2 protein-coding genes are annotated in these 623 nt (G+C 19.6%); both read left to right on the forward strand.

Annotation, left to right across the window (positions count from 1 at the left end):
- A partial coding sequence (locus M0D11_RS06350) for a hypothetical protein (protein ID WP_252321129.1) occupies positions 1–398 on the forward strand: 398 nt, incomplete at its 5' end.
- A gap of 3 nt (positions 399–401) precedes the next feature.
- Positions 402–623, forward strand: a 222-nt coding sequence (locus M0D11_RS06355) for a hypothetical protein (protein ID WP_252321131.1), incomplete at its 3' end; no start/stop codon positions are given.

Consider the following 623-nt stretch of genomic DNA (forward strand, 5'->3'; position numbering starts at 1 on the left):
ATAGTACTCATATTGATAAAATTAAAATTTTAATATCAAATATTTTAAAAATAACTAGTCATAGTCTTGGTATGTTTATAACATTATTTTTTACAATAACACCTTGATTAATACCTAAAATACCAATATCAATGGGAATAGGTAATTATACTAATCAATATAATTTTACTTGACCTGACCATTTAATATTAACGTTATTTCCTATGTTTGGTCATATTGGATTAAATATTATAACTAAATTAGGTAATTATGGAAAATTAATTAAATATATATTAATAACAATCCCAATTATTATTACAAGTCCTTATTTAATATATCAATATAAAAATATTAGAAAACATAAAAAAGAATGTCATTTATGTAAACAACATTCAAATAAAATACAATTGGAGGAATAAAAAATGAATTTATCTACAACAGTAATATCAGCAGTATTAAGTGGAGCAGTTGCTAGTGGAGTAATTGTTACTATTGTTTTATTATTTTTATCAAAATTTATTAAAAAATCAAAACAATCAAATTTAGCAAAAGAATTAAAAAATAATAAAGAATTAGAATTTATTAAAGCAAATATTAAACAAATAAATTCTCAATTACAATTAGAAACTACATCAACTGCTAAA

The organism is Spiroplasma endosymbiont of Lariophagus distinguendus, assembly GCF_023846195.1.
GTDB lineage: Bacteria > Bacillota_I > Bacilli_A > Mycoplasmatales > VBWQ01 > Spiroplasma_E.